We start from the raw sequence: 18,461 nt of genomic DNA on the forward strand, positions 1-18,461 counted from the left end.
AGTCCGGTCTTGGCGAAAACCCGTCTGCGTCTCGCGCTCCGGGACTGGGATCACGTGATGCCACTGGTCACCGGTGCGGTGCGGGCAAAGGGAATCGAGCTCGATCTCGATTTGCGTGCGGTCACCCCGAATGTGCTCGATGAGCCGGACATCGACGGCGGAGAGACCTCGTTCAGCCGTTATGCGCTCGCCCATGCGGGCGGGGACGACCGGCTGATCGGGCTCCCGGTCTTCGTGATGCGCGGATTCCGGCAGCGTTGCGTGCTGGTGCGCGCGGATTCCGGACTCACCTCGGCCGCGCAGCTCGCCGGTACCCGCATCGGGCTGACCGGCTGGGTCGATTCCGGCAACACCTGGACCCGCGCCCTGTTGCGCGAGGCCGGGGTGCCGCTCGATTCGATCCGCTGGACGATCGGGCCGCTGTCCGCGGGCGAGACCGGAAAGGACCGGGTCGGCCCGTTTTCCTTGCCGCACAACGTGGATGTACTCGGCGAGGGCGACTCGCTGACCGCGGGCCTGGCCGATGGCCGGTTCGACGCCATCTTCACCCCGTTCATGCCGGAGGAGATGTTCGGCCCGGACTCCCGGTTCCGGCACCTGTACCGCGGCTATCCGGGCGCCGAGGAGGAATACTTCCTGCGCAACGGTTTCGTTCCCGGTATCCACCTGCTGACGGTCAAACGTGCTGCGGTGCAAGGGTTTCCCGATGTACTCGACGCGGTTGCGGCGGCCTTCGACGCGGCGAAGCATCACTGGTGGAGCAGGCGGCGACTGCTCGCCGACACCACACCCTGGTTGCTCGACCAGCTGCGCCACGATGCGCTGCTGTTCGGCGAGGACTGGATGCCCTATGGGCTCACCGAGAACAAGGCGATGATCGAGGCCTTCTGCGCCGAACTGAACGGGCAGGGCATCGCGCCCGATCCGGTCGATGCCGAGGCCCTGTTCACCGATTTCGTACAGCTGACGAACGGAGCATCATGAGAGTCGCGATCGGACAGTTCGCGGTCGAGGAGGACTGGCGAGCCAATGCCGGGAAGGCGCGGGGTTATCTGCGCGAGGCGAGCGCGGCCGGGGCCGATCTGCTCGTGCTGCCCGAGGATTCGATGGCGCTGTTCATCGAGGAACCGGGCAGGATCCGGGACGCGGCCCAGCCGGTGGACGGACCGTACGTCACCGCGCTGCGCGCGGAATCCGCGGAATCCCCGGATATGACAACGGTCTTCGGCATGCACGAGCCCGGCATCGACGGCAAGGTGTACAACACGCTGGTCGCGATCCGCGGCGGCGAGGTGCTGGCCACCTATCGCAAGCTGCACCTCTACGACGCGTTCGGGGCGCGGGAATCCGACCGGGTGGCACCGGGTTCCGGTGCACCGGTGGTCATCGACTGCGCGGGCTGGAAGATCGGCCTGATGACCTGTTACGACGTGCGGTTCCCGGAACTGGCCCGGCTGCTCGTGGACGCGGGCGCCCAGGCGATCGCCTGCCCGACCGCATGGGTGCGCGGCCCGCTCAAGGAATGGCACTGGGAGGTCATGGTGACCGCGCGGGCACTGGACAACACCTGTTATCTGGTCGGCGCCGGGGAATGCGGGCGGCGCAACATCGGGTCGAGCCTCGTGGTGGATCCGCTCGGCACCGCGGTGGCCAGGCTCGGCTCCCGGCCGGGGCTGCTGCTCGCCGAACTGGATCCGGAACTGCTTGCCACGGCACGGGAAAACCTGCCGGTGCTGGCGAACCGGCGGTTCCGGGTCGACCCGACGGTGCGGGAACTCGCGGCGCCATGAAACGGGGTCTGCTGCTCGTCCTGGTCGCCGCGCTGACCGCGGTCAGCGCCTGCGGGGCCAATCCGCCCGAGGTGGAGGGTTTCCTGCACGGTTCCACCGGAACCGCGGCCTCGGTGCTGCGCCAGCAGACCGATCAGCGGCTGCACGACCGGTTGCCCGCGAAGATCAAGGCGCGCGGCTCGCTCATCGCGGTGAACAACGGATCCTTCCCGCCCTACACGATCGCCGGTTCGGACGGCCGGGCCCTGCGCGGGGTCTCGGCCGATCTGGCGACCGCGCTCGGGCAGCTGCTGGGGATCCGGATCGAGAACGTCACCGTTGACGGCCTGCCCAGCCAGCTGACCGGGATCAAGGCGGGCCGCTACGACCTCACACTCGGCCCGACCGGGGATTTCCCCAAGCGGCAGAAGCAGAACGACTTCGTGGACTGGGTCAAGGAGTACGTGGTTTTCGCGGTACGCAAGGGAAATCCGAAGCACATCGGCTCGATCGCGGACACCTGCGGGCTGCGCATCGCCGTGATGTCCGGCGGCTCGGCCGAGGATGTGCTGCGCGAGCAGGTGCACAAGTGCGCGGCCACGGGGAAACCGGCCCCGAACATCCAGTCCTACAAGGATCAGCCGAGCGCGGTGCTCGCCGTGCAGGCCGATCGCGCGGACGGGTTCTTCTCCTCCCAGGCCCCGCTGACCTACTTCGTGAACATGGCGGGCAAAGACCTGCAACTGGCCGGAGTCGGGAAACCGAACGGCTTCGACACCCTGTACCAGGGCGCGGTGGTACCGAAAAACGGCCCGCTGCGCGATGTGCTGACCGCGGCGATCAACGAGCTCGTCCGCAACGGTACCTACGGAAAAATCCTTTCCGCGTGGAAGGTTTCGCACAACGGCCTCGAACGGGCCGGGATCAATCTGGCGAGGGAATCATGACGATGCTGCACGATTCGCCACCGATCGAGAGCACCGAAGTCGACGTCGCGGGCGCGCGCAAGGTCCGCCATCCCTGGCGCTGGGTGGCCAGCCTCGTGCTGCTCGTGCTGCTCGCCCAGCTCGTGCACATGCTGGTGACCAACGAGAATTTCGAATGGGGTGTGGTCGCGAGCTACCTGAACGCGGAGATCATCGGGCAGGGTCTGCTGATGACCCTCGAGCTCACCGTGATCGCGATGCTCATCGGCATCCTCGGCGGGGTGCTCGTGGCGATCGGCCGGCTCTCCGAGAATCCCTTGCTGCGCGCGGTGTGCTCGGGCTATGTCTGGTTCTTCCGCGGTACACCGCTGCTGGTGCAGCTGGTGTTCTGGTACAACATGTCCGCCCTGATGCCGCGGCTCTCGATCGGTATCCCGTTCGGCCCCGCCTTCGCGAACTTCGAGACGAACTCCGTGATCACCCCGATGACCGCGGCGATCCTCGGGCTCGGGCTGAACGAGATCGCCTACATGGCCGAGATCGTGCGCGGCGGGCTGATCGCGGTGGACGGCGGGCAGCAGGAAGCGGCCGCCGCGCTCGGCATGGGGCGGGGACGCACCCTGCGCCGGATCGTGCTGCCCCAGGCGATGCGGTTCATCGTGCCACCGACCGGCAGCCAGGTGATCAACATGGCCAAGGCGACCTCGCTGGTGAGCGTGATCGCGCTCGCGGATCTGCTCTACACCGTGCAGTCGGTGTACAACCGCACCTTCCAGACCATTCCGCTGCTGCTGGTGGCCTGCATCTGGTACCTGGTCATCACCTCGGTGCTGTATGTCGGGCAGTCGTTCATCGAACGGCACTACGCCAAGGGCAGCACACGTGCGGCACCGCAGGGATTCCTGGCGTTCGCCCTGCTGCGCCGCCGCAAGCCGGTGAGGAGCGAATGACCATGACCACGCCCATGGTGCACGCGAACCAGGTGCGCAAATCCTTCGGCCCGCTCGAGGTGCTGCGCGGTATCGATCTCGACGTGGCTCCCGGTGAGGTGGTCGTCGTTCTCGGCCCCTCGGGTTCGGGCAAGTCCACGTTTCTGCGCTGTGTCAACCATCTGGAGAGCATCGACGGCGGCTCGATCCACGTGGCCGGTGAGCTCATCGGCCACCGGGTGCACGGCAGGACGGTGCATCATCTGCGCCCGTCCCGGATCACCGCGCAACGCCGCCACATCGGCATGGTTTTCCAGCAGTTCAACCTGTTCCCGCATCTGACCGTGCTCGGCAACATCATCGAGGCACCGGTCGGGGTCGCCGGTGCGGCCAAGTCCGATGCGCTGCGGCACGCCAGGGAACTGCTCGACCGGGTCGGGCTCGCGGAGAAGGCGGACGCCTACCCGAAGCAGCTCTCCGGCGGTCAGCAGCAGCGGGTCGCGATCGCGCGGGCCCTTGCCATGCGGCCGAAACTGATGCTGTTCGACGAGCCGACGAGCGCGCTCGACCCGGAACTGGTCGGGGAAGTGTTGCAGACCATGAAGAAACTCGCCGAGGACGGGCTGACCATGGTCGTGGTGACGCACGAGATCGGGTTCGCGCGGGAGGTCGCCGACCGGGTGGTGTTCATGGACGGCGGGGTGATCGTCGAACAGGGACCGCCCGCCGAGGTACTGGACAATCCGCGCGCGGAACGCACCAAGGCGTTCCTCAACCAGGTCCGGTGAGGTCCAGCGTCCGCGGCAGGTCTCAGCGCCGCGGCGGACGACGGCGCGGATTCCACACCACGAGCGAGGTGTTCTGCTCGCGCACCGGCACGATCTCGTTGCGGTAGGAACGGTGGATCGCCGCGGCCGCCTGGGAAGCCGCCGCCTGGGTCGCGGCGAGTTCCTCGGTGAGCTCGGTGATCTTGGCACGCAGCGCATCGACCTGGTTCTCCAGCTCGATGATCCGCTTGATGCCCGCGAGATTGACGCCCTGTTCCTGGGAGAGCCGCTGCACCTCGCGCAGCAGGGCGATGTCCCGCACGGAATAGCGCCGCCCGCCCCCGCTCGACCGGCCGGGCGAAACAAGGCCCAGCCGGTCGTAGGAGCGCAGGGTCTGCGCATGCAGTCCGGAAAGCTGCGCCGCGACCGAGATGACGTACACCGGCGCATCGGCGTCCGGGGGTGCCATTCTCGGGTCGAACTCGGCGTTCATCAGTCAGCCCCGTCCAGCATCGCGTCCAGTTCGGCGCGCGGGTTGTCCTCACCGATGGCTTCGGCGTAGGACTCGAGAGCCTTGCGCGCCTTCGCATCGATGGTAGCCGGGACCGCCACCTTCAGGGTGACGAGCAGGTCACCGGTCTGACCGTCCCGTTTGGCCACGCCCTTGCCCCTGGCACGCAGGGTGCGCCCGGAGGCGGTGCCCGACGGCACCTTCATGCTGACCTTGCCGTCCAGGGTGGGCACGGTCAGCGTGGTGCCGAACACCAGCTCCGGATAGGTGACCGGGACGGTGATCGTCAGATCGTTGCCGGAGCGCCCGAACACCTTGTGCGGGGAGACGTGCACGACGACGAACAGGTCACCGCTCGGTCCCTTGTTGGCGCCCGGCTCGCCCTGCCCGGCGAGCCGGATCCGCTGCAGGTCCTCGACACCGGGCGGGATCCGCACGGTCAGGGTGCGCGTCTTCGTGGACACCCCGCTGCCGCCGCATTCCGGGCACGGGGTCTCGATGATCCGCCCCGTTCCCCGGCAGTCGCGGCAGGGTTCGGAGAACGCGAACGCGCCCTGACTGGAGGAAACCAGCCCGGAACCGTGGCAGGTGGCGCACTGGTGCGCGTTCGTGCCCGGTTTCGCGCCGTTGCCGTGACAGGTGTCGCAGGTGGCCGGGGCGGAGAGCCGCAGCGGTACGGTCGCGCCCTTGATCGACTCGGTGAAGTCGATACGGATCTCGGTCTCCACATCCTCGCCGCGCCGCGGCCGGGCGGCACTCGCGCTCGCGCCCGAGCGCCCGCGGCCGAACAGCCCGCCGAGGATGTCCCCGAGTCCGCCGCCTGCCTGGCCGGTCCCGGTCTGCATGTTGCCGAACAGGTCGCTGATGTCGAACCCGCCCGGCCCCTGCTGGCCGCCCATGTTCGGGAAACCGCCGCCGGAGAACCGGCCGCCGGAACCGAACATCGAACGCGCCTCGTCGTACTGCTTGCGCTTCTCCGGATCGGAGAGCACCCCGTACGCCTCGGAGACGGCCTTGAACTTCTGCTCGGCCTTGGCGTTGCCGGGATTCGCGTCGGGATGGTTCTCCCGCGCGAGTTTGCGGTACGACTTCTTGATCTCGTCCGCGGAGGCGGAGGAGGAAACACCGAGCTCGGCGTAGAAATCCTTGTCGATCCAGTCCCGTGCGGTCATCGTGGTGTCCCTCCTTCCGCTACCGCGTTCATTGCTGCTGTTCGGGTGCCGCGAACTCCTCGGAACCGGCGGGTTCCTCGCCCGCGGGCGCCTCGTAGTCGGTCACCGCGACCATGGCGTTGCGCACCACCTTCTCGCCGATCCTGTACCCGCGGCGCAGCACCGCGGTCACGGTCGGCCCCTCCACCTCGGCGGAGGTGTTGTGCTGCACGGCCTCGTGCACGTTCGGGTCGAACGGCTCGTTCTCGGTACCGAACGATTCCAGGCCCGCCTGCTGCAGCACTCCGGTGAGCTTGTCCGCGACGGACTTGAAGGCACCGGTGAGGTCGCCGTGCTGGGCGGCCCGCTCGATGTCGTCCACCACGGTGAGCAGTTCGGCGACCAGTCCGGCCTTGGCGTTCACCGCCGAGACCTCGCGGTCACGTTCCACCCTTCGCCGGTAGTTGGCGTACTCGGCCTGCAGGCGCTGCAGGTCCGCGGTGCGCTCCTCGAGCTGCTTGGCGGTGTCCGACTGCGGCGCGGCACCGGCCTCAGCGGCTTCCGGCATCTCCACCTCGATGGCTGCTTCGTCCGTCTCGGCCGCTTCGGTCGCTTCCTCGGCGGCCCGCGCCTCGCCGGTCTCGGGATCGACCTTGCGCCGATCCCGGACCACCACGCGCGGCTCCTCCGGTCCCGTGCCGTCCTCGTTCTGCTGGTTCTCGGACGCCATCGTTACTTCTTCTTCTCGTCCTCATCGACGATCTCGGCGTCGACGACATCCTCGGCACCGGCGTCCTTGGCCTCGGCTCCGGATGCGGCGCCCTCGGCACCACCGGCGGCCTCGGCACCCGAGTCCGCGTACATCGACTGGCCGATGGCCTGGGACTCCTGGGCGAGCTTCTCCACGCTGGCCTTGATGCGCTCGATGTCCTCGCCCTTGAGGGCTTCCTTGGCTTCGTCGATCGCGGCGTTGACCTTGGTCTTGACCTCGTCCGGGACCTTCTCGTCGTTGTCCTTGACGAACTTCTCGGTCTGGTAGACCAGCGTCTCGGCCTGGTTGCGGACCTCGGCCTCCTCGCGGCGCTGCTTGTCCTCCTCCGCGTGCGCCTCGGCGTCCTTGACCATGCGGTCGATGTCCTCCTGCCCGAGGGCGGAGCCACCGGTGATCTGCATGCCCTGTTCCTTGCCCGTGGCCATGTCCTTGGCGTTCACGTGCACGATGCCGTTGGCGTCGATGTCGAAGCTGACCTCGATCTGCGGCACGCCACGCGGTGCGGGCGGGATCCCGGTCAGGTCGAAGGTGCCCAGCTTCTTGTTGTAGGCGGCGATCTCGCGCTCACCCTGGAAGACCTGGATACCGACCGTGGTCTGGTTGTCGTCCGCGGTGGAGAAGATCTCGGACTTCTTGGTCGGGATCGTGGTGTTGCGCTCGATGAGCTTGGTCATCACGCCACCCTTGGTCTCGATGCCGAGGGAAAGCGGGGTCACGTCCAGCAGCAGGACGTCCTTGACCTCACCCTTGAGCACACCGGCCTGCAGCGCGGCACCGACCGCGACGACCTCGTCCGGGTTGACGCCCTTGTTCGGCTCCTTGCCGGCGAGCTCCTTGACCAGGTCCGCGACCGCGGGCATCCGGGTGGAACCACCGACGAGCACGATGTGGTCGATGTCGCCGATCTTGATGCCCGCGTCCCGGACCACGTTGTTGAACGGGGTCTTGGTGCGGTCCAGCAGGTCCGAGGTGATCCGCTGGAACTCCGCGCGGGACAGCGTCTCGTCCAGGAACAGCGGGTTCTTGTCGCCGTCCACGGTGATGTAGGGCAGGTTGATGCTGGCGCTGGAGGAGCTGGAGAGTTCAATCTTCGCCTTCTCCGCGGCCTCCCGGATGCGCTGCAGCGCCATCTTGTCCTTGGTGAGGTCCATGCCGTTGGCGCTCTTGAACCGGTCCACCAGCCAGTCGACGATGCGCTGGTCCCAGTCGTCCCCGCCGAGGTGGTTGTCCCCGGAGGTCGCGCGGACCTCGACGACGCCGTCGCCCACTTCGAGCAGGGAGACGTCGAAGGTGCCGCCACCGAGGTCGAAGACCAGGATGGTCTGTTCCTTCTCGCCCTTCTCCAGGCCGTAGGCCAGCGCTGCGGCGGTCGGCTCGTTCACGATCCGCAGCACGTTCAGCCCGGCGATCTGCCCGGCTTCCTTGGTGGCCTGACGCTGCGCGTCCTCGAAGTAGGCGGGGACGGTGATCACCGCGTCCGCGACATCCTCGCCGAGGTAGGACTCCGCGTCCCGCTTGAGCTTCATCAGCACGCGCGCCGAGATCTCCTGCGAGGTGTACTTCTTGCCGTCGAACTCGTCGGTGTGCCAGTCGGTGCCCATGTGCCGCTTGACCGAACGGATGGTCCGGTCCACGTTGGTGACCGCCTGGTTCTTCGCGGACTGCCCGGTGAGCACCTCGCCGTTCTTGGCGAAGGCGACGATCGACGGGGTGGTACGGGCACCCTCGGAGTTGGCGATGACCGTCGGCTCACCGCCCTCGAGGACGGAGACGACCGAGTTGGTCGTGCCGAGGTCGATACCGACCGCTCGCGCCATGGGACTACCTCCTAGCTTGTTCTGCTCTGGTGTCGGCCGCTGCTGCACGCGCGGCTCCTACGCCACGTGAGTGGACCTAACTCAAGTCTGCCTTGTTGCGAATCGTTCGTCAAGCAACCTTGAGTCTGGACGGCTCAATCTTTCTGCTAGGTCCAACGAACGACCAGCTCGCGGTGTTCCCGGGCGTGCTTGTGAGTGGTTGTGTTGGTTCTAACCAACACAACCACTCACGACGGCTTCAGCGCGTCAGGTGTGCTCTGCGGTACGCGCTGGGTGTACTGCCGACCTCGCGGCGGAAGGTCGTCCGGAAGTTCGCCGCCGTACCGAATCCGGTGGCCGAGGCGATCCGCTCGACCGTCCAGTCGGATGTCGCCAGCAGCCGCCGCGCGCTCAGGATCCGCTGCATACCGACCCAGCGCATGGGCGAGAACCCGGTCTCGCGCTCGAAGTGCCGGATGAACGTCCGGCGCGGCAGATTGGCCTGCCGGGCCAGGCTCTCGACGCTGATCGGTTCGCCGAGGTGCGCCATCGCCCAGGCCCTGGTCGCGGAGAGGTCCGAGCGGGGCGGGGTGAGCACATCCACGTACTGCGGACCGGTGCCGTCACGCACCGGCGAGGCGATGACCTCCCGCCCGGCCTCGTGCGCGGCCGCCGCACCGAAATCCGAGGCGATCAGGTGCAGGCACACGTCGATGCCCGCACCCGCGCCCGCGGAGGTGAGGACGTTCCCGTCCACCACGAACAGACGGTTCTCCAGCACTTCGACCATCGGGTACAGCTCGCGGAGCCGGTCCAGGTACCGCCAGTGCGCCGTCGCCTTCCTCCCGTCGAGCACACCGCTGGCGGCCAGGGCGAACGCGCCGGTGCAGATCGCGACCACGCGCGCGTCCCGGCGGGCACCGGTGCGGAGCACCTCGAGGTACTCCTCGGGGAGGGGCTTCTCCGGATCCTCGTATCCCGGCACCACGACGATGTCCGCCCGCGCGGCCTCGGAGAGCGGATGTGTGGGCACGACACCCGGTTCGGGAGCGGACCCGCCGTCGGCGCACACGATGACCTCGTAGCCGGGACAGCCGCCCAGAATGTGCGCGGGGATGCTGAAGTCGAGCGGGATGGTCCGGGGCACCGCCAGGATCGCCACGCGGAGTTCGGGCACTGCGGCTCCCTTCACCCATGGCAGGCACGATCCTTGCCATTTCTGGCATCGGCGCTGCTGGTGACCACAGTCGGGGCCACCTAACTTGCACGATAGCGGATGATTCAGCACGGAAAGGGCGGCCGATATGACCGACGCGATCGAGCGCAGGATGGAAAACTTCGGGGTGCCATGGGAAAGCGCTTACGGCTACGCCCAGGCCGTCCGGATCGGCGACACGGTCTACCTGTCCGGCCAGCTCTCGCACGACGGCGCGGAACTCGTCGCCCCGGCTCCGGTGGATTCCTCCGGAGTGATCACGGACTTCTCGAACATGGGCGCGCAGCTGCGGCAGAGTTACCACAACGCGACGGAGTTGCTGGGCCGTTTCGGTGCCACCCTGGACAATGTCGTGGAAGAGGTGATCTACGTGCTCGACATGGCCGCGGCCTTCGAGGTCGCCGGGCCGGTGCGCAAACAGGCGTACGGCCGGGATGTTCCCCCGGTCGCCAGCACGATCCTCGGCACCACCCGGCTGGTCTTCCCGGAGCAGCTCGTGGAAATCAAGTTCGTCGCACGCCTCTGATCCCCGGACAAGGACCCGATATGAAAGCCATAACGGTCACCGACCAGGCTGCCGGTCTCGACGGTATGACCCTGGCCGATCGCCCGTATCCGCATGCCGCGGAGAACGACGTCATCGTGCGGGTGCACGCGGCCGGGTTCACCCCGGGCGAGCTCGACTGGCCGGCCACGTGGACCGATCGGGCCGGTCGTGATCGGACGCCGAGTGTGCCCGGACACGAGTTGTCGGGGGTCGTGACCGGGCTCGGGTACGGCACCACCGGCCTCACCCTCGGGCAACGCGTCGCCGGGCTCACCGATTGGGCGCGGGACGGCTCGCTCGCCGAGTTCACGGCCGTGGAGGCTCGCAACCTCACCCCGCTTCCGGCCGATATCGATCACCCGGTCGCGGCGGCCCTGCCGATCTCCGGACTGACCGCGTGGCAGGCGCTGTTCGAGCACGGCCGGCTCCAGGCAGGGCAGACCGTGCTGGTCCACGGTGCGGCAGGCGGCGTGGGTTCGCTGGCGGTGCAGCTCGCGCAGCAGGCGGGGGCGAGCGTCATCGGCACCGGCCGGGCCCGCGACCGGGACGACGTGCTCGGCCTCGGCGCCGACTCCTTCATCGACCTGCAGGCCGATCGCCTGGACGAGGCCGGGGAGGTCGACGTGGTCCTGGACATCTTCGGCGGGGAGATCCTCGAACGCTCGGCCCGGCTGGTCCGCGCGGGGGGCACCCTGGTCACCATCGCCGGGCCGACGGAGATCCGGCCCGGCGACGGCCGAACGGTCTTCTTCGTCGTCGAACCGGACCGGGCCCGGCTGGCCGAGCTGGTGCGGCAGGTCCGCGAGGGCCGCCTGCACGTGCGCCTCGGCTCCGTCCATCCGCTGGAGGAAGCGCCGGCCGCCTTCACGTCCGGGCGCCGCGGCCCCGGGAAAACGATCATCGCCGTCGCGGATCGTTAGCGCCGCGCGACGGGTTCACCGCCGAGCAGCACACGGGTGCGGCCGCAACAACATCGCTGATAGCGGACCCATCCCTGGCTGGTGATATGGCTCGAGATCGTGATCCATCGGTGTACAGCGGTCATGACGCCATCGTGCTGTAATAGTCCTGTGCGGTTGAACCCTTACGGCGAGGATCCGGTGCGGCTGGCCGTCGACCTGCTCGGGAACCCGCCGCGTGATCCGGCCGAGCTGACCGAGCGCTGCGCGCACGCCGGGGTGGCCCTGAGCGGTCCCTGCGGGCAGGCGGATCTGACCGAGGTGCGCCGGTTTCTCGAGCGGTGGCAGCAGGTCGTGGACACCGGGGAGGACACCGAGCGCGCCCGGCTGCTGAACGCCCTGCTCGCCGAGTCCTCCTCGTATCCGCGGCTGACCGATCACCTCGGCGATGGCTGGCACATCCACTACCGGGACGACCGGCTCAGCGCTGCGGGGGTGGTGAAGGCGCTGATCAGCGTGGGCACCGCGGTGCACCTGACCGGCCGCGGCATGCACCGGCTGGGCCGCTGTGCCCTCGAGGAGTGCCGCGCGGTATTCGCCGACTTCACCAGGGGCGGGCGGCAGCGGTACTGCTCGCCGGGCTGCGCGAACCGGGACGCGGTACGCAGGCACCGAGCGCGCCGGTCCGGCTAACCGAGGGCCGCGCGCGCCTTGCCGGGGACGTTCGTGGCCAGGTAGCGCACCCCGAGCCGCGCACACAGGGCGATGTCCGCGGGTTCGTCCACGGTCCAGGCGTAGATCTCCCGGCCCGCGCGGCGTACGTAGTCGGGATCCGCACGCAGGGTGCTGATCGAGGGCCCGGCGATCGTGGCGGTCCTCGGCAGGGGCCGCCGTGCCGTGACCTGATCGGTGAGCAGCACCGTCGGCACGTGCGCCGACTGCGCCGCGATCCGGCGCAGCGCGGTACCGGAGAACGAGAGCACCGTGGCCTTACCATCGGCGAGCCCGAACTCCGCGAGCTCGGCCAGCAGTCGCGCCTCGACCCGGGAACCGTGCCGCGCGGGATGCTTGGTCTCCGCGAACAACCGCACCCCGGTATCGGCGACCAGTTCGAGCAGCGCACGCAGGGTCAGCAGCGGGGCGGGCCGGGAATGCCAGCTGCCGTAGTCGAACTCGGCCAGCTCGGCCAGAGTGAGATCGCCGACCGAACCGCGCCCGTCCGAGGTGCGGCTCACCGTCCGGTCGTGCACACACACCAGGTGACCGTCCCTGGTGAGCCGCACATCGCATTCCACCCCGTCGGCGCCCTGTTCCACGGCGAGCTCATAGGCCGCGAGAGTGTGCTCCGGGCGGTCGGCGGAGGCACCACGGTGCGCGACGAGGAAGGGCTGCACAGCTTCGAGCCTACCCAGAACCTCGTGCGTGGTTGTGTTGGTTAGAACCAACACAACCACTCACGAGCACGTGTTTGCGCAGTTCAGCGTGGGGCGTTCGCGGGGCGGGGCGCACGCTCCAGTGAGGTGGGTGCGCCGTGCACGGCGAGTATTCGACGGTACGGGCTGGAGCCGTCGGTGAGCGGGGCGAGCAACCCGGTCAGCCGGGTGACGGTGCGCGCGGTGAGGTAGGCGAGCACCAGGGCGACGGCGTCGGCCACCGCGTGCAGCAGCACCCCGTCGGCCATGGCCTGCACGGAATCGCGCAACCCCCAGACGAGGGTGAGCACGAACAACACGCCACTGGCCAGCCAGGCGGCCCACCAGATCCAGGCCGCGGTGCTCGGCCGCGGGCGGCTCCCCGGCGGGCGTTCGCAGGCGACGTGCTCCAGTTCGGCGAGCACGTAGAAGGCGCCGATCAGGTTCCATCCGGGGATGAGCACGCAGGCCAGCGCCCAGCCGTCGCCGCGCGCCGAGACGCGTCCGCGTTCCCCGAACTCGCGTGCGGGCAGCAGCCAGCGGAGCACGAGGTAGAGGGAGGCGATGGCGAACACCACGGTGACGATGCCCGCGGAGATGACGAAGGTGTCCGAGAACGCGGCCAATCCCTCGGGCACCGGGGCGGAAAGGCTGACCACGAGCAGGATGTAGCGCACCAACTCGGCGATCGTGGCCAGGGCCGCGGTGACCGTGGTGATCAGCAGCATCAGGGTGGCGAGCCGCCCGGCGACGCGCACCGATTCCGCGGTCGCCGGTTCGTGCGCGGTGCCCGGAACACTGGTCGGCCAGCGCCAGGCCAGCTGCGGGAAACCCCAGCGCGGGGTCGCCGGATAGGAGGGCGGACCGGTGTAGGGCCGCCGCCGCACCGCGGGACGCCGGGGACCGGCACCCGGCGGCGGGCTAGCGACCCAGCGCACCCGATTCGCTCCCGCGGTCATCAGATCACCGCGGGGTCTTCGCCGGAGTCGCTGGTCATGTCCCGTCCGGCGGCCGCCCAGTGCTGCATCCCGCCCGCCACGTTCACGCAGGAGTGTCCCTGCGCGTTGAGATACGCGGTGACCTGCGCGGACCGGCCGCCCGAACGGCAGATCACGTAGACGCGGTCGGCCTCGGGCACATCCGCGACCCGCTCCGGGAGCGCGGACATCGGCAGATGCACGGCCTGCGGCGCATGCCCTGCGGCGAACTCGTCGTCCTCGCGGACGTCGAGCAGCACCTCGCCTTCGGGGAGTTCGGCGGGAATCTCGGAGACTGCTACCTCGGCTACCACCCCCCGATCGTGCCATGGCACCCGGTGAGGACGCAGTCAGAGTCGGCTACTGGCGCCGGTGCCTGCCGCCACGCAATGGTTTGCGCCCCTGATCCCGCGGCGGGCCGAATCGTTCGGTGTCCCGGTCCTTGGTGAGCCCCAGCGGATCGGGGGCGTGCAATCGCAGGAAGATCGCGTTCACCTCGGCCTGCGGCTGTTGCTTGGTGGCCCGGGAGACCAGCAGCACCACGAGGAACACCACGGGCACCGAGAGCAGTGCGGGCTGGCGGACGAGCGCGGGTGCCCAGCCTCCGGTGTAGCCGGACACGATGGACAGGGTGAACGCGCCGAGCACGAGGATGCCGCCGAGCACGATCCCGGTCGCCGCGCCGGCCACGGTGAGCTTGCGCCACCAGATACCGAGCAGCAGCAGCGGGGCGAAGGTGGACGCGGCGAGCGCGAAGGCCATCCCCACGCCCACGGTGATCTCGCTCGGGCGCAGCGCGATGGCCGCGGCGAGCGGGATGATCCCGCAGAGCACGGCCGCCCAGCGGAAATCCCGCACCCGCCCGGTGAGCACCTCGGTGGAGATCACCCCGGAAAGACTGACCAGCAGCCCGCTCGAGGTGGCCAGGAACGCGGCGAAGGCACCGGCGGCGAGCACCCCGGTCAGGATCTGGCCGGTCGTCGTGGACAGCATCGCCCCGGGCAGATCGAGCACCGCGACATCCGCGCGGCCGGTGACCATCAGCTCGGGAACGTAGAGCCGGGAAAGGGCACCGAGCACGGTGGGGAACACGTAGAACGCGCCGAGCAGGGCCAGCACGTGCAGCACGGTGCGCCGCGCGGCCCGCCCGTCCGGGCTCGTGTAGAACCGGGCGAGCACGTGCGGCAGCCCGACAGCGCCGAGGAACAGCGCGAACATCAGCGAGTACGCCTCGACCGCGTCCTGCCCGCCGCCGAACCGCAACCAGTCGCTGTTCGCCGATTTGGCGCTGCCGACCGCGGGCACCGAGGTTCCCTCGGGGAAGCGCAGTGTGGTGCCCTTGTCGACGGTGTGCGGCCCCTTGGTGAGCACCATCCCGCTGTGCGCGCCGACATTGTCGATCCGGCCCTCCGCGGCGACCGGGGTGCTCTCCTGGACCGTCATTCGCACCGTGGTCTGCACGTGCACGGTGGTGTCCGCGGTGAACGCCGGAGTGCGCGCGGCATCCAGGCGTTCGGCGTGATCCGGGCGGGCGATGAAGAACACCAGGCACAGCACGAAGGTCGGCGCGGCGATCGCGAACAGCTTGATCCAGTACTGCGCGGCCTGCACCAGGGTCGCGGTGCGCATCCCGCCGCCGAGCACGTTCACCACGACGACCGCGATCACCACGATCGCGCCGACCCAGGTCGGAACCGGGAGCACATAGGAGAGCACCATCCCGGCGCCCTGCAGCTGCGGGATCAGGTACAGGTAGCAGACCAGCAGCACGAACACCGCGCACAGCCCGCGCAGCCGCCGCGAACCGAACCGGGCCTCGGCGAAGTCCGGCAGCGTGTAGGCACCCGAACGGCGCAGCGGGGCCGCGACGAACAGCAGCACGGCGAGGAAACCGGCGGTGAACCCGACCGGGTACCACAGCGCACCGGCCCCATCGGAGAGCACGAGCCCGGCGATACCGAGGAACGAGGCGGCGGAGAGGTACTCACCGGCGAGCGCGGCCGCATTGCGCCGTGCCCGCACCGCGCGCCGCGCGACGAGGAAGTCGGGGGTGCTCACCGCGGAGCGCGAGGAGGCGTGACCGAGCCAGAAGGTGAACAATCCGACCGCGGCCATCCCAGCGATCGCCCATGGATTCAGTTCCACCGCCGGGTCCGATCAGTTCTCCACCATGTCCACGAAATCGCGCTCATTGCGCTCGGCCATCCGGTTGTACACGTAACCGGCGGCGAAAAGCACGGGAAAGGCCAGTACCCCGAGCAGCAACCAGGGGAGCGGGACCCCGAGCAGGGTGGCGTCATTGAAGGCGGGCAGGAAAACCGAAAGGAGCGGGATCGCGCCGAACAGCACGGTCACGATCGCGGCAAGGCCGAGCGCGACCCGCAGCTGGGCGCGGATCAGATTGCGCACGAGCAGCTCACCCATGCTGGTCTGTTGTTCGACCTCACCGCGGGCGCGGAGCACGGTCACCGGGCTGTTCCCGCCGGCGAGCACCACACGTTTGCGGCGGATGCGCTGCGGGGCGGCCGGGCCCTGGCCGTGCTCAGTCATGAGAGGCGGCCTTTCCGGGCATCGCGGCGAGCCCCAGCGAGCGAGGCGCGCAGGAAAGACCGCATCGGGACAGCACAGTGGTCATGAACCCCAGCCGTTCTTCGGGGAGCGCACGATCCGGTCCTTGAGGTCGCGGGTGTGTCTGCGGGAGACCGGGAGCTCCTGCTCACCGTCGCCGAGCACGACCGTGTAGCCCGATGTGCCCATGCGCAGCTCGGTGATCAGCCCCTGCGCGACCAGATAGGAGCGGTGGATACGCACGAAGCCCGCCTCGGCCCAGCGTTCCTCGAGCTGGGCGAGCGGGATGCGCACCAGGTGCGAGCCCTCGGTGGTGTGCAGCCGCGCATAGTCGCCCTGCGCCTCCACCCAGCGCACCGAGGAACGTGAGATCAGCTTGGTGGTTCCGGCGAGCTCGACCGGGATGACCTCGTCGTTCGAGTCCTCGGCCTCGACCTGCGGCGCGCCCGGAACCCCCGGCTGGGGCCCTGCGACGTGCATTCGGTCGGCCCACACCCGGTCCACGGCCTTGGCCAGCCGTTCCGCCTTGAGCGGTTTGAGCACGTAGTCGACCGCGCCGAGTTCGAAGGCGGTCACCGCCTCCTGGCCGAACCCGGTGACGAACACGATCGCGGGCGGGCCGGGTTTGAGCGCGGCGAGCACTCGCGCCAGCTCCGTTCCGGAGAGCCCGGGCATGTCGATATCGACGAACACCGCGTCCACCGCGGTCTGCTTGGCGTCCCGGCGCGCGGCGACCTCCTCGTCCCCGCCGGAGATGAGCCGCAGCGCCTCGGCGGCCTCCCCGGCGAGCAGCACCCTGCGCACGCGCGGGTGCTGGCTCAGGAGGAACCGTAGTTCGTCGAGGCCATGTTGCTCATCGTCCACGGCAAGCACGAGCATGCCCTGGTTGTCATCACGTGTACTCACTTCAGCGGGAATCTTGCCGAGTCTTGCGGCGGCTGTCTACCGGTGACCCCCAACTTGATCACAAACCGAACCTGGTCCAGGCCAGCCGATGCTCGGCCGCCTGCAGCAGGGAGGCCGCGGGAGCACCGACTCCGAGCCTGGCCAGCAGCGGTTTCCTCGGCTCGGCGACCACCAGCTTCGCGTCCGGATAGCGCCGCTCGATCACCTCGCGCAGGCTGCCGACTCCATCGGTGATGCCCAGTTCGGCCGCGCGCTTCCCGTCCCACACATCCCCGTCGAACAGGTCCCGGTCGGTGCTGAGCCGATCGCCCCTGCGCTCCCGGACCCAGTCGGCGAACTGCTCGTGCAGGGCCGACTGGATCCCGCGCAGCCACTCGAGGTCTTCCGGCTTCTCCTCGTCGAACGGGTCCAGCCGGTGCTTGCTCGCGCCCGCGGTGTGCACCCGCCGCTCGACCCCGAGCTTCTCGGCGAGCGCGCGCACCCCGAAGCTCGCGCTGACCACGCCGATCGAACCGACCATGGAGGTGCGGTGCGCGTAGATCTCGTCCGCCGCGCAGGCGATCCAGTACCCACCCGAGGCGGTGAGATCCTCACAGAAGGCGAGCACCGGGATGTTCTTCTCGTCCGCGAGCCCGCGGATGCGTTCGGCGACCAGCGCCGACTGGGTGGGCATCCCGCCGGGGGAGTTGATCGCCAGCGCGACCGCCTTGAGCCGGTCGTGCTCGAAGGCCTTCTTGATCGCCGAGTCCGCGGCGTTCAGGTTGATCACGCCCCGGGACAGCGGGGAGGGGGTGGAACTGATCACCCCGTGCAAGCGGACGACGGAGACCACATCCCCGCGCTCGATGCGTTCGATACCGGGCAGATTCGCGGTGAGCTTCTCCATCACGTTCACCCAGCCCAGCCTAGCTCTCGTGCGTGGTTGTGTTGGTTAGAACCAACACAACCGCTCACAAGGGGATCTGGCGGTAACCTTCCACCCGGATTGTTCGTGTGAACGAGGAGGAACGAAGGTGCGGATCAACGGGACAGCGGCACTGATCACCGGCGGCGCTTCCGGGCTCGGCGCGGCCACGGCGGCGCGGCTCGCCGAAGCCGGTGCCACGGTGTACGCGCTCGACCTGCAGGCGAGCATCGACAAGGCCGAGGCGGTCGAGGGCGTGACCTACGTGGCCGCCGATGTCACCGATCCGGCCTCGGTCGAGTCCGCGGTGACCACGGCCGCCGGCTCGGGTGCCCCGCTGCGGATCGTGGTCAACTGCGCGGGCATCGGCACCGCGGGCCGCATCCTGTCCAAGAAGGGCCCGCACGACCT

Annotated in this window: 21 protein-coding genes; 9 read left to right on the forward strand and 12 right to left on the reverse strand. The window is 69.0% G+C overall.

The window, feature by feature from the left end; genetic code table 11:
• The first annotated feature begins 9 nt into the window (after window positions 1-9).
• From AD72_RS07330 to AD72_RS07350, 5 genes are read left to right on the forward strand one after another with little or no spacing between them, the layout of a single operon-like run.
• Window positions 10-984: a substrate-binding domain-containing protein gene (locus AD72_RS07330; RefSeq protein ID WP_037345090.1), complete on the forward strand. Its 975-nt coding sequence runs from the start codon at window positions 10-12 to the stop codon at window positions 982-984.
• Window positions 981-1,790: a nitrilase-related carbon-nitrogen hydrolase gene (locus tag AD72_RS07335; protein WP_031465649.1), complete on the forward strand. Its 810-nt coding sequence runs from the start codon at window positions 981-983 to the stop codon at window positions 1,788-1,790. The genes AD72_RS07330 and AD72_RS07335 overlap by 4 nt, the downstream gene beginning before the upstream one ends.
• Window positions 1,787-2,716, forward strand: coding sequence for an ABC transporter substrate-binding protein (locus AD72_RS07340; protein ID WP_031465650.1), 930 nt, complete (start codon window positions 1,787-1,789; stop codon window positions 2,714-2,716). Before AD72_RS07335 ends, AD72_RS07340 begins: the two co-directional genes overlap by 4 nt.
• Entirely contained in the window at window positions 2,713-3,645 is a 933-nt protein-coding gene (locus tag AD72_RS07345; protein ID WP_031465651.1) for an amino acid ABC transporter permease, read from the forward strand. The genes AD72_RS07340 and AD72_RS07345 overlap by 4 nt, the downstream gene beginning before the upstream one ends.
• Window positions 3,642-4,412 (forward strand): amino acid ABC transporter ATP-binding protein, encoded by a 771-nt coding sequence (locus AD72_RS07350; protein ID WP_031465652.1) that lies wholly within the window; start codon window positions 3,642-3,644, stop codon window positions 4,410-4,412. Before AD72_RS07345 ends, AD72_RS07350 begins: the two co-directional genes overlap by 4 nt.
• Before the next feature lie 22 nt (window positions 4,413-4,434).
• Here the strand turns inward: AD72_RS07350 and AD72_RS07355 are convergent, their stop codons facing one another.
• The 5 genes from AD72_RS07355 to AD72_RS07375 form a co-directional block, all read right to left on the reverse strand.
• Entirely contained in the window at window positions 4,435-4,884 is a 450-nt protein-coding gene (locus AD72_RS07355) for a heat shock protein transcriptional repressor HspR (protein WP_051898149.1), read from the reverse strand.
• Complete coding sequence (gene dnaJ / locus AD72_RS07360; protein WP_031465654.1) at window positions 4,884-6,074, reverse strand: molecular chaperone DnaJ; 1,191 nt, start codon at window positions 6,072-6,074, stop codon at window positions 4,884-4,886. The genes AD72_RS07355 and dnaJ overlap by 1 nt, the downstream gene beginning before the upstream one ends.
• A gap of 28 nt (window positions 6,075-6,102) precedes the next feature.
• Window positions 6,103-6,783 carry a nucleotide exchange factor GrpE gene (gene grpE, locus AD72_RS07365; RefSeq protein WP_031465655.1) on the reverse strand — a complete coding sequence of 227 codons (681 nt, stop codon included), beginning with the start codon at window positions 6,781-6,783 and terminating at the stop codon, window positions 6,103-6,105.
• 2 nt (window positions 6,784-6,785) lie between these two features.
• Window positions 6,786-8,642 (reverse strand): molecular chaperone DnaK, encoded by a 1,857-nt coding sequence (dnaK, locus tag AD72_RS07370; RefSeq protein WP_031465656.1) that lies wholly within the window; start codon window positions 8,640-8,642, stop codon window positions 6,786-6,788.
• A 238-nt stretch (window positions 8,643-8,880) separates the two neighbouring features.
• A complete protein-coding gene (locus AD72_RS07375; protein ID WP_197284897.1) occupies window positions 8,881-9,798 on the reverse strand; it encodes a GlxA family transcriptional regulator in 918 nt (305 codons plus the stop codon).
• A 127-nt stretch (window positions 9,799-9,925) separates the two neighbouring features.
• Between AD72_RS07375 and AD72_RS07380 the strand changes: the two genes are divergently transcribed.
• The 3 genes from AD72_RS07380 (at window position 9,926) to AD72_RS07390 (ending at window position 11,976) form a co-directional block, all read left to right on the forward strand.
• Window positions 9,926-10,363 carry a RidA family protein gene (locus AD72_RS07380; RefSeq protein WP_031465658.1) on the forward strand — a complete coding sequence of 146 codons (438 nt, stop codon included), beginning with the start codon at window positions 9,926-9,928 and terminating at the stop codon, window positions 10,361-10,363.
• Window positions 10,364-10,383: 20 nt separating this feature from the next.
• Complete coding sequence (locus AD72_RS07385; protein ID WP_031465659.1) at window positions 10,384-11,304, forward strand: NADP-dependent oxidoreductase; 921 nt, start codon at window positions 10,384-10,386, stop codon at window positions 11,302-11,304.
• Between the two features lie 150 nt (window positions 11,305-11,454).
• On the forward strand, window positions 11,455-11,976 hold the full coding sequence (locus AD72_RS07390; protein ID WP_031465660.1) for a CGNR zinc finger domain-containing protein: 522 nt from the start codon (window positions 11,455-11,457) through the stop codon (window positions 11,974-11,976).
• On the opposite strand, the gene AD72_RS07395 is transcribed toward AD72_RS07390, so the two are convergent.
• The 7 genes from AD72_RS07395 to AD72_RS07425 form a co-directional block, all read right to left on the reverse strand.
• Window positions 11,973-12,677, reverse strand: coding sequence for a glycerophosphodiester phosphodiesterase family protein (locus AD72_RS07395; RefSeq protein ID WP_051898154.1), 705 nt, complete (start codon window positions 12,675-12,677; stop codon window positions 11,973-11,975). The two genes, AD72_RS07390 and AD72_RS07395, sit on opposite strands and share 4 nt — an antisense overlap.
• Before the next feature lie 83 nt (window positions 12,678-12,760).
• Window positions 12,761-13,654, reverse strand: coding sequence for a DUF4328 domain-containing protein (locus AD72_RS07400; RefSeq protein WP_031465662.1), 894 nt, complete (start codon window positions 13,652-13,654; stop codon window positions 12,761-12,763).
• Window positions 13,654-13,986 (reverse strand): rhodanese-like domain-containing protein, encoded by a 333-nt coding sequence (locus tag AD72_RS07405; protein ID WP_031465663.1) that lies wholly within the window; start codon window positions 13,984-13,986, stop codon window positions 13,654-13,656. The genes AD72_RS07400 and AD72_RS07405 overlap by 1 nt, the downstream gene beginning before the upstream one ends.
• A gap of 46 nt (window positions 13,987-14,032) precedes the next feature.
• Window positions 14,033-15,817, reverse strand: a complete 1,785-nt coding sequence (locus AD72_RS07410; RefSeq protein ID WP_031465664.1) for a sodium/solute symporter — start codon at window positions 15,815-15,817, stop codon at window positions 14,033-14,035.
• 12 nt (window positions 15,818-15,829) lie between these two features.
• Entirely contained in the window at window positions 15,830-16,222 is a 393-nt protein-coding gene (locus tag AD72_RS07415) for a DUF485 domain-containing protein (RefSeq protein WP_037345095.1), read from the reverse strand.
• A gap of 81 nt (window positions 16,223-16,303) precedes the next feature.
• A complete protein-coding gene (locus AD72_RS07420; protein WP_031465666.1) occupies window positions 16,304-17,119 on the reverse strand; it encodes a LytR/AlgR family response regulator transcription factor in 816 nt (271 codons plus the stop codon).
• A gap of 85 nt (window positions 17,120-17,204) precedes the next feature.
• Complete coding sequence (locus AD72_RS07425) at window positions 17,205-18,041, reverse strand: S49 family peptidase (protein ID WP_031465667.1); 837 nt, start codon at window positions 18,039-18,041, stop codon at window positions 17,205-17,207.
• 118 nt (window positions 18,042-18,159) lie between these two features.
• Here AD72_RS07425 and AD72_RS07430 point away from each other — a divergent pair.
• The coding region (locus AD72_RS07430) for an SDR family NAD(P)-dependent oxidoreductase (RefSeq protein WP_031465668.1) at window positions 18,160-18,461 on the forward strand (302 nt) is incomplete at its 3' end.

This window comes from Sciscionella sediminilitoris (assembly GCF_000737195.2).
GTDB lineage: Bacteria > Actinomycetota > Actinomycetes > Mycobacteriales > Pseudonocardiaceae > Sciscionella > Sciscionella sediminilitoris.